This window comes from Streptomyces sp. NPDC059443, from assembly GCF_042750105.1.
Taxonomy (GTDB): Bacteria; Actinomycetota; Actinomycetes; order Streptomycetales; family Streptomycetaceae; genus Streptomyces.
On record NZ_JBHYVM010000040.1, the window covers coordinates 1 to 7,672 of the forward strand.

9 protein-coding genes are annotated in these 7,672 nt (G+C 70.9%); 8 read left to right on the top strand and 1 reads right to left on the bottom strand.

All coding sequences use genetic code 11. The features are described 5' to 3' along the window. Positions 1–123 precede the first annotated feature (123 nt). Positions 124–450, bottom strand: a complete 327-nt coding sequence (locus ACFXDJ_RS30435) for a GYD domain-containing protein (RefSeq protein WP_384662597.1) — start codon at positions 448–450, stop codon at positions 124–126. Positions 451–773: 323 nt separating this feature from the next. Between ACFXDJ_RS30435 and ACFXDJ_RS30440 the strand changes: the two genes are divergently transcribed. The 8 genes from ACFXDJ_RS30440 to ACFXDJ_RS30475 all read left to right on the top strand — a co-directional run bounded on the left by ACFXDJ_RS30440 (position 774) and on the right by ACFXDJ_RS30475 (position 7,569). After that, positions 774–1,451 (top strand): HAD family hydrolase, encoded by a 678-nt coding sequence (locus ACFXDJ_RS30440; RefSeq protein ID WP_384662591.1) that lies wholly within the window; start codon positions 774–776, stop codon positions 1,449–1,451. A gap of 84 nt (positions 1,452–1,535) precedes the next feature. Beyond that, positions 1,536–2,762, top strand: coding sequence for an MFS transporter (locus tag ACFXDJ_RS30445; RefSeq protein WP_384662588.1), 1,227 nt, complete (start codon positions 1,536–1,538; stop codon positions 2,760–2,762). Then, positions 2,734–3,882: an acetoin utilization protein AcuC gene (locus tag ACFXDJ_RS30450; protein WP_384662594.1), complete on the top strand. Its 1,149-nt coding sequence runs from the start codon at positions 2,734–2,736 to the stop codon at positions 3,880–3,882. Before ACFXDJ_RS30445 ends, ACFXDJ_RS30450 begins: the two co-directional genes overlap by 29 nt. A 118-nt stretch (positions 3,883–4,000) precedes the next feature. Beyond that, positions 4,001–4,831 carry a phosphatase gene (locus tag ACFXDJ_RS30455; RefSeq protein ID WP_384662585.1) on the top strand — a complete coding sequence of 277 codons (831 nt, stop codon included), beginning with the start codon at positions 4,001–4,003 and terminating at the stop codon, positions 4,829–4,831. Positions 4,832–4,945: 114 nt separating this feature from the next. Beyond that, the gene (locus ACFXDJ_RS30460) at positions 4,946–5,155 is read left to right on the top strand and encodes a helix-turn-helix domain-containing protein (protein ID WP_162688852.1); all 210 of its coding nucleotides are present in this window, start codon (positions 4,946–4,948) and stop codon (positions 5,153–5,155) included. Positions 5,156–5,294: 139 nt separating this feature from the next. Further along, positions 5,295–5,393 carry a 30S ribosomal protein bS22 gene (locus ACFXDJ_RS30465; RefSeq protein WP_003948845.1) on the top strand — a complete coding sequence of 33 codons (99 nt, stop codon included), beginning with the start codon at positions 5,295–5,297 and terminating at the stop codon, positions 5,391–5,393. A 95-nt stretch (positions 5,394–5,488) separates the two neighbouring features. Continuing rightward, the gene (locus ACFXDJ_RS30470; protein ID WP_384662582.1) at positions 5,489–6,574 is read left to right on the top strand and encodes an NAD-dependent epimerase/dehydratase family protein; all 1,086 of its coding nucleotides are present in this window, start codon (positions 5,489–5,491) and stop codon (positions 6,572–6,574) included. Continuing rightward, positions 6,574–7,569 carry a lysophospholipid acyltransferase family protein gene (locus ACFXDJ_RS30475; protein WP_384662580.1) on the top strand — a complete coding sequence of 332 codons (996 nt, stop codon included), beginning with the start codon at positions 6,574–6,576 and terminating at the stop codon, positions 7,567–7,569. The genes ACFXDJ_RS30470 and ACFXDJ_RS30475 overlap by 1 nt, the downstream gene beginning before the upstream one ends. The last annotated feature ends 103 nt before the right edge of the window (positions 7,570–7,672 follow it).

The window sequence follows — 7,672 nt, forward strand, 5'->3', positions numbered from 1 at the left end:
ACTGCAGGGGGGACCCTGTGGGAGAGTAGGACGCCGCCGAACAATCATTGTAGAGAGCCCCGTACCAGGGAACTGGTACGGGGCTTTTCTGCGTTTACGGGCAAAACGCATCGGCCTGGACCGCTACTTGCCCGGCGCCCGGTACTGGACTCGTTCGGCTTTGCGCAGGGCGTTCATGGTTTCATCGACGGTCAGGAGAACTGTGGTCTCGAACGAGCTGAGCGCGCCGCCTCCACTGATCGCCAGCGCAACCGCGGCCATGGACACGTTGTCGGGGGCCTCCCACAGGTTGTAGCCGTCGTGCGTGCCGAAGGCGTACCAGAAGCCGTGGAGCTTTCCGCCGACGGACTCGATGTACGCCTGAGCGGCCTTTGTGCGGTCCTCTGGGTGGACGATCAGCCTTGCCCAAGTCTCCGGTGTGTAGCTGAACCTCGATAGATAGAGCGGCATCATGTCTCCCTTTCGTTCCACCAAGGGATGCCCCGGAGGGGCGGGAAACGCGCCGGACGCGGCTGGCGTATCCCCCGAACGGCTGGGAACCCATCAGTCCTGGTTGATCAGCTGAGGCGGGTTGTTCGGCCAACTGGCCCTGGGCGAGGCCCTGGGCCAGTTGGCCGGTCATGGGCATCCGGGATGTCCCACCTGCTGCGGGGAGTCACCGGAATGGATGACGAAGGGACCGTCGCGGCGGGGCCGGAGGTTCTTCGGATGTCCTGCGGATGCCCGGCATGGGGTCCGGATGGATTCGGGCTGACGGCTCGTAGGGTTGTCGCATGGGCTACGACCTCGTCATCTTCGACAACGACGGCGTGCTGGTGGACAGTGAGCCGCTCGCCAACAGCATCCTCGCCGGGTATCTGACCGAGCTGGGGCACCCGACCTCGTACGAGGAGTCGCTCCGCGACTACATGGGAGCCGCGGTGCACCGGGTGCACGACCTCGTGCGGGAGCGGAGCGGGAGGGTGCTGCCGGACGACTTCGACGAGACGCTGCACGCGCGCACCTTCGCGGCCTTCGAGCGGGAGCTCAAGCCCGTGCCCGGGGTCGGGGACGTGCTGGCCGCGCTCGTCGAGACGGGCACGGCCTATTGCCTCGCCTCCTCCGGGAGCCACGAGCGGATCCGCGTCGGGCACCGGGCGTCCGGGCTGGACGAGTGGTTCGAAGAGGAGTGGATCTTCAGCTCCGAGGACGTGGGCAAGGGCAAGCCGGCCCCGGACCTGTTCCGGCACGCCGCCGACCAGATGGGCGTGGCCCCCGCCCGCTGCGTGGTCGTCGAGGACAGCCCGCTCGGCGTCCAGGCCGCCATCGCCGCGGGCATGGACGTCTTCGCCTACACCGCGATGATGCCCGCGGACCGGCTGCCCGGCGCCACCGGGTACTTCGGGGACATGGGGCAGCTGCTGGGGCTCCTCGGCCTGGAGGGCGGCTACACCGGCGGGTTCGATCACTGATCCGATCACTGATCAGATCACTGACCCAATCGATATGTGATCGCTCTACCCACCGGTAGGACCGGCGCCCTACGCTGTGCCGCCATGACAGCAGACGCGCGGCTGAGCCGCGGGCGCGGGGCTTTGGGGTTCAGTTTCTTCGTGCAGGGCGTGACCTTCGCGCTGCTCGTGACGCGGATCCCGGCCATCCAGGACCGGTACGGCATATCCGACGCGCTGCTGCCGGCGTTCCTGGCCGCCGTACCGATCCTCGCGGGGCTCTCCAGCGTCGTCACCGAGCACCTGGTGAAGCGGGTCGCGCCCAGCACCGTACTGCGGTGGGCACAGCCGCTGGTCCTGCTGGCGCTGCTCGGGGCCGGCGCGGGCGGCGAGATGTGGCAGGCGGCGCTGGCGCTCGGGGCGTTCGGGCTGTTCGTGGGGTCGCTCGACGCCTCCATGAACATGCTCGGAGTGAGCCTCCAGGGCGCGTACGGCCGCAGCATCATGCTGGGCTTCCACGCCTCGTACAGCCTCGGCGGGATCGTCGGCGCGTCCGCCGCCTGGGCCGGGGCCCACTGGCACCTCGCGCTGTTCACCTCGTACCTGCCCGCCGTGGTGATCCTGCTGCCGCTCGCGCTCTTCGCCAGCCGGTTCTACGTGGACCAGGAGGCCGGGGCGACGCCTTCCGACGCGAAGGGCCTCGGGGCCGGCGGGTTCAAGCTGCTGCTGCCGCTGTGCCTGGTGATGGCGTGCGCGTACATCGGGGACTCCACGGTGTCGAACTGGAGCGCCAAGTACCTCCAGGACGTGCTGGGGAGCTCGGAGCAGCTCGCCACCGTGCCCTACAACGTCTACATGGTGACCACCCTCCTCGGCCGGGCCGTCGGGGACCAGGGCGTGCGCCGCTTCGGGGCCGTGACCGTCGTACGGATCGGGTCGGTCGTCGCCGCCCTCGGGTTCGCCGTGGTCGCGGCCGCCCCCGGGGCGTGGACGGGGATGCTCGGCTTCACGCTGCTGGGGATCGGGCTGTGCGTGATCGTGCCGCAGACCTTCGCCGCCGCGGGGCGGCTGTTCCCGAACTCCTCCGACACCGCGATCGCGCGGCTCAACATCTTCAACTACGTCGGCTTCCTGATCGGAGCGCCGCTCGTCGGCGGGATCGGCGACGCCTGGAACTACCGGGGCGCGATGCTCGTGCCGATGGTGCTCGTCCTCATCACTCTTTACTACGCCCGCTCGTTCGGGGCGCGGGGTGCCCGATACGGTGTCGGGCATGAGCGGCGAGTCAGTGACAGGGCTGTTGATGTGGGACGAGGCGGTAACGAAGTATGACTTCGGACCGAGCCATCCGATGGACCCGGTGCGCCTGGCGCTGACCATGGGCCTGGTACGGGCCTTCGGGCTCGACCGGGAACTGGAGGTACGGGCCGGGCGGCAGGCCGGGGAGTCCACGCTCCGGCTCGTGCACCGCGAGGACTACGTGGCGGCCGTGCGCGAGGTGTCCGCGGACCCCGGGCTCGCGGACGGTTCGTACGGGCTCGGGACCATGGACGATCCGGCCTTCCACGGGATGCACGAGGCGTCCGCGCTGATCGCCGGACAGTCGGTGGCGGGCGCCGAGGCGATCTGGCGCGGGGACGCAGAGCACGCGGTCAACTTCGCCGGCGGGCTGCACCACGCGATGCCGGGGGGCGCGGCCGGTTTCTGCGTGTACAACGACGCGGCTCTGGCCATCGCCCGGCTGCTGGAGCTGGGGGCCGAGCGGGTCGCGTACGTGGACGTCGACGTGCACCACGGGGACGGAGTGCAGGCGGCCTTCTGGGACGACCCGCGCGTACTGACCGTGTCGCTGCACGAGCATCCGCGCACGCTGTTCCCGCAGACCGGCTGGCCGGAGGAGACGGGCGGGCCGGCGGCCGAGGGCTCGGCGGTCAACATCGCGGTGCCGGCCGGGACCGGGGACGAGGGGTGGCTGCGGGCCTTCCACTCGGTCGTGCCGGAGCTGCTGGCGGACTTCCGGCCTCAGGTGCTGGTGACCCAGCACGGGGCCGACACCCACTTCGAGGACCCGCTGGCCCATCTGGCGGTGTCGCTGGACGCGCAGCGGGCGGTCCAGGAGGCGTGTCACGAGCTGGCGCACGAGTACGCGGGGGGCCGGTGGCTGGCGCTGGGGGGTGGCGGGTACGCGGTGGTGGACGTGGTGCCGCGGTCGTGGACGCATTTGGTGGCCATTGCCGGGCACAGGCCGATCGATCCGGAGACCGCGATCCCGGGGTCCTGGCGGGACGAGGTGTATGCGCGGACGCGGGAGGTGGCGCCGGGGCGGATGACGGATGGGCGGACGCCGAGCTGGCGGGACTGGGAGGCCGGGTACGACCCTGCGGATCGGATCGACCAGGCGGTCCTGGCTACCCGGCGGGCGGTGTTCCCGCTGCGGGGGATGCTGGCCTGAGCCCTGCGGGGCCGTCCCCTAACCCCGGCGGGGCTGAAACGGTGGAACGTTACTCCAACGGTGGTGGGATTGGCCGGAATTGGTGAGGGGTCAGGGCTGGTGCGAGAGCATCGGGAGCGTGTTGAGCACCGGCGCGCTGCGTGCGCATTTGCTGGCCGCCCGGTTGGCCGGGCCCGTCGCCACGTCGCGGGAGGAGAGCCTGCGGAGCTACCGGCTGTTCGCGGCGCGGGATCCGCGGGTGCTGCTGGGGCTGGATCCGGAGTGGGGCTGGGGCGAGGGTGACCTCCTGCGGCTGATGGCGGAGAAGTGCGGGGTCTCGGCGGATCCGGCGCACGTCAGCGGGCCGGACGTGATCGATCCGGAGCGCACGGTGGCGGGGCTGGAGGCCTTCGCGGGGCGGCTGCGCGCGGCCGCCGGGGCGCGGGCGCCCGTACTGTTCGGGACCGGTCACCCGCACCGGCTCCTGGGGTTCTACGCCACGTTGGCCCGGGCGCTGTCGGCGGCGGGATGTGATGTCCTCACCCCTGCGCGGGGGGCCGCCGTCGACATGCAGACCCGGTTCGGCGTACGACGGCACAGGATCGATTACGTACGAGGGGTCGCACTGGTGCGGGAAGGCGGCGCGCGTCCGCCCGGGAGTGCGACCGGCGCGCACACCCATTCGCCGCTGCCGGTTCGGATCGCCCTGGGGGCGCTGGCGGAGGCCGGGGGGCCGCTGCCGGAGCTGGTGGTGGGGGACCACGGGTGGGTCTGCGGCGCAGGTCAACTGGGTGTGGAGGCGATCGGGCTGGCCGATACGGATGATCCGGCGCTGTTCGTGGGGGAGGCCGAGGGGCGGGTCTCGGTGGCCGTTCCGCTTGATGACGCGGTGCGCGCGGACTACTACCTGCCGCTCACCCGCTACGTGCTCGACCGGGCTCGGCTGTCGGGCGGACAGGAGTGGCCGTAGCTCCTCTTCCCCACTCGTATCACACGCCCCTACTCTGGGGAGTGAGCGTGCGACGACGGGGCGTAACCGGAGGGGAAGCCGGTGCCCGTCATGCGCGGAAGGTCAAGGTGTGTCATGGCTGCTGGCGAGAGGCCTCTCAGTGAGGTTCAGTTCCTGACCGTGGCGGAGGTCGCCTCGGTGATGCGAGTGTCGAAGATGACCGTGTACCGCTTGGTGCACAACGGACATCTGCCCGCAATCCGGGTGGGCCGGTCCTTCCGGGTCCCGGAAAACGCGGTGCACGAGTACCTTCGCGAGTCCTTCGTGGGGGTGGAATCGGCCTGAGGGCAAGGGCCGGGAGCACCTGGCGACCCCTCCGAAGCACTCGGATTACAAGCTCAGAGCTCTGGCGGGTAGGCTAGGCCGACGTAGGTCGTGTGGGCCCAGACGCCCCGCACCGAGTGAGAGATGAGCGAGGGTAGTCGTGGGCTCTGTTATCAAGAAGCGGCGTAAGCGGATGGCTAAGAAGAAGCACCGCAAGCTGCTCAAGCGCACCCGCGTCCAGCGTCGTAACAAGAAGTAAACGGCAGCTGTACGTGTTCTCCGCAGCCCCTCCACCATCCTGGTGGAGGGGCTGCGGTGCAGCCGGGGGACTTCTTCGAGGGAGGCGCTGAGCTCGTGGGGAAGGTCGTGCTCGTTACCGGGGCTGCCCGGCAGCTGGGAGGCCGTTTCGTACGGCGGATCCAGCGGGACCCGGAGGTCGAGCGGGTGATCGCGGTCGACGCGGTGACGCCGCCGCACCGGCTGGGATCGGCCGAGTTCGTCCGTACGGACATCAGGCAGTCGGCGATCGCCCGCGTGCTCGCCGAGAACGCCGTGGACACGGTGGTCCACCTGGCGGTCACCGGGGGTGCGGCGACGGGCGCCGGCTCGGGTTCGTACAGCACCGTCAAGGAAACCAACGTCATCGGGACGATGCAGCTCCTCGGGGCCTGCCAGAAGTCCCCGACGGTCCGCCGCCTCGTGGTGAAGTCCAGTACCAGTGTGTACGGGGGCACCTCGAAGGATCCGGCCGTCTTCACCGAGACCACGCAGCCGAAATCGCTGCCCGCGGCCGGCTTCGCCAAGGACGCGGTGGAGGTCGAAGGGTACGTACGCGGCTTCGCGCGCAGGCGGCCCGACGTCGCCGTGTGCGTGCTGCGGCTGGCGAACATCCTCGGCCCCTTCGCCGACTCGGCGCTCGCCGAATACTTCTCGATGCCGGTGATCCCGACCGTGCTTGGCTACGACCCGCGCCTTCAGTTCGTGCACGAGGACGATGTCCTGGACGTGCTCCGGCTCGCGGCGCAGGAGCCCAGGCGGGGGACGCTGAACAGCGGGACCTTCAACATTGCGGGCGACGGGGTGCTGCTGCTGTCCCAGTGCACGCGGCGGCTCGGCCGCCCGGCGCTCGCGCTGCCGCTGCCCGGGGTGACCTGGGTGGGCTCGGCGCTGCGGGCGATCGGGGCGACGGACTTCTCCCCGGAGCAGATACGGCTCCTCACGCACGGGCGGGTCGTGGAGACCACCCAGATGCGCGAAGTGCTGGGATTCCGGCCGATGTACACGACCGCCGAGACCTTCGCGGACTTCACGCGGAGCCGGGGGAGCGGGCTGCTGCCGCCGGAGCGGGCGGCGCGGGCCGTGGACCGGGTGGCGGGGCTGCTGGGAGTGGACGCCGGTGATGTGACCGCCGGCGATGTGACTGAGGGAGCGAAGCGATAGTGGCGGACGCCAAGGTCATTCCGTTCGACGAGGACCGGCCGCGGCGCCGGCCGCCGAGGCGGGTGCGGGTGGCGCCGGAGGCGCCGGAGACCGAGCCGCCGGTGGTGGTGGAGCCCGTGGTGGCGGCCGCGCCGGCCCCCTCGGGCGCGGTCGGTGGCGGCTGGGACCGGCGGATCGCCGGCGGGCTGGCGTTCCTGCGGCGCCGGATCACCGGGGAGTACGAGGTCGACGACTTCGGCTACGACAAGGAGCTGACGGACCAGGTCCTGATGTCCCTGATGCGGCCGCTGTTCGACAAGTACTTCCGGGTCGAGGTCAAGGGCATCGAGAACATCCCGAAGGAGGGCGGCGCGCTGATCGTGGCCAACCACTCCGGGACGCTGCCGCTGGACGGGCTGATGCTCCAGGTGGCCGTGCACGACCACCACCCGGCGGAGCGGCACCTGCGGCTGCTGGCGGCCGACCTGGTGTTCATGCTGCCCGGGGTGAACGAGCTCGCGCGGAAGGCCGGCCACACGCTGGCCTGCGCGGAGGACGCGCAGCGGCTGCTGGAGGCCGGGGAGCTGGTGGGCGTGATGCCCGAGGGCTTCAAGGGGATAGGGAAGCCGTTCGGCGAGCGGTACAAGCTCCAGCGGTTCGGGCGGGGCGGGTTCGTGTCGACGGCGCTGCGGGCGGGGACGCCGATCGTGCCCTGCTCGATCGTGGGGGCGGAGGAGATCTACCCGATGGTCGGCAACGCGAAGACGCTGGCGCGGCTGCTGGGGATCCCGTACTTCCCGATCACTCCGACGTTCCCGTGGCTGGGGCCGCTCGGGGCGCTGCCGCTGCCGACGAAGTGGACCATCCAGTTCGGGGAGCCGATCGCCACCGCGGGGTACGCGGCGGAGGCGGCGGAGGATCCGATGCTGATGTTCAACCTCACGGACCAGGTGCGGGAGCAGATCCAGCACACGCTGTACAAGCTGCTGGTGCAGCGGAGGTCCGTCTTCTTCTGAGGAAGCGTGGGGGGGGGGGGGCGGGGGGGCGCCGCCCCCCCCCCCCCCCCCACCCCCGCCCCCCCCCCCCCCGCGGGGCGCCGCCCGGCGCGGCGCGCGGGGC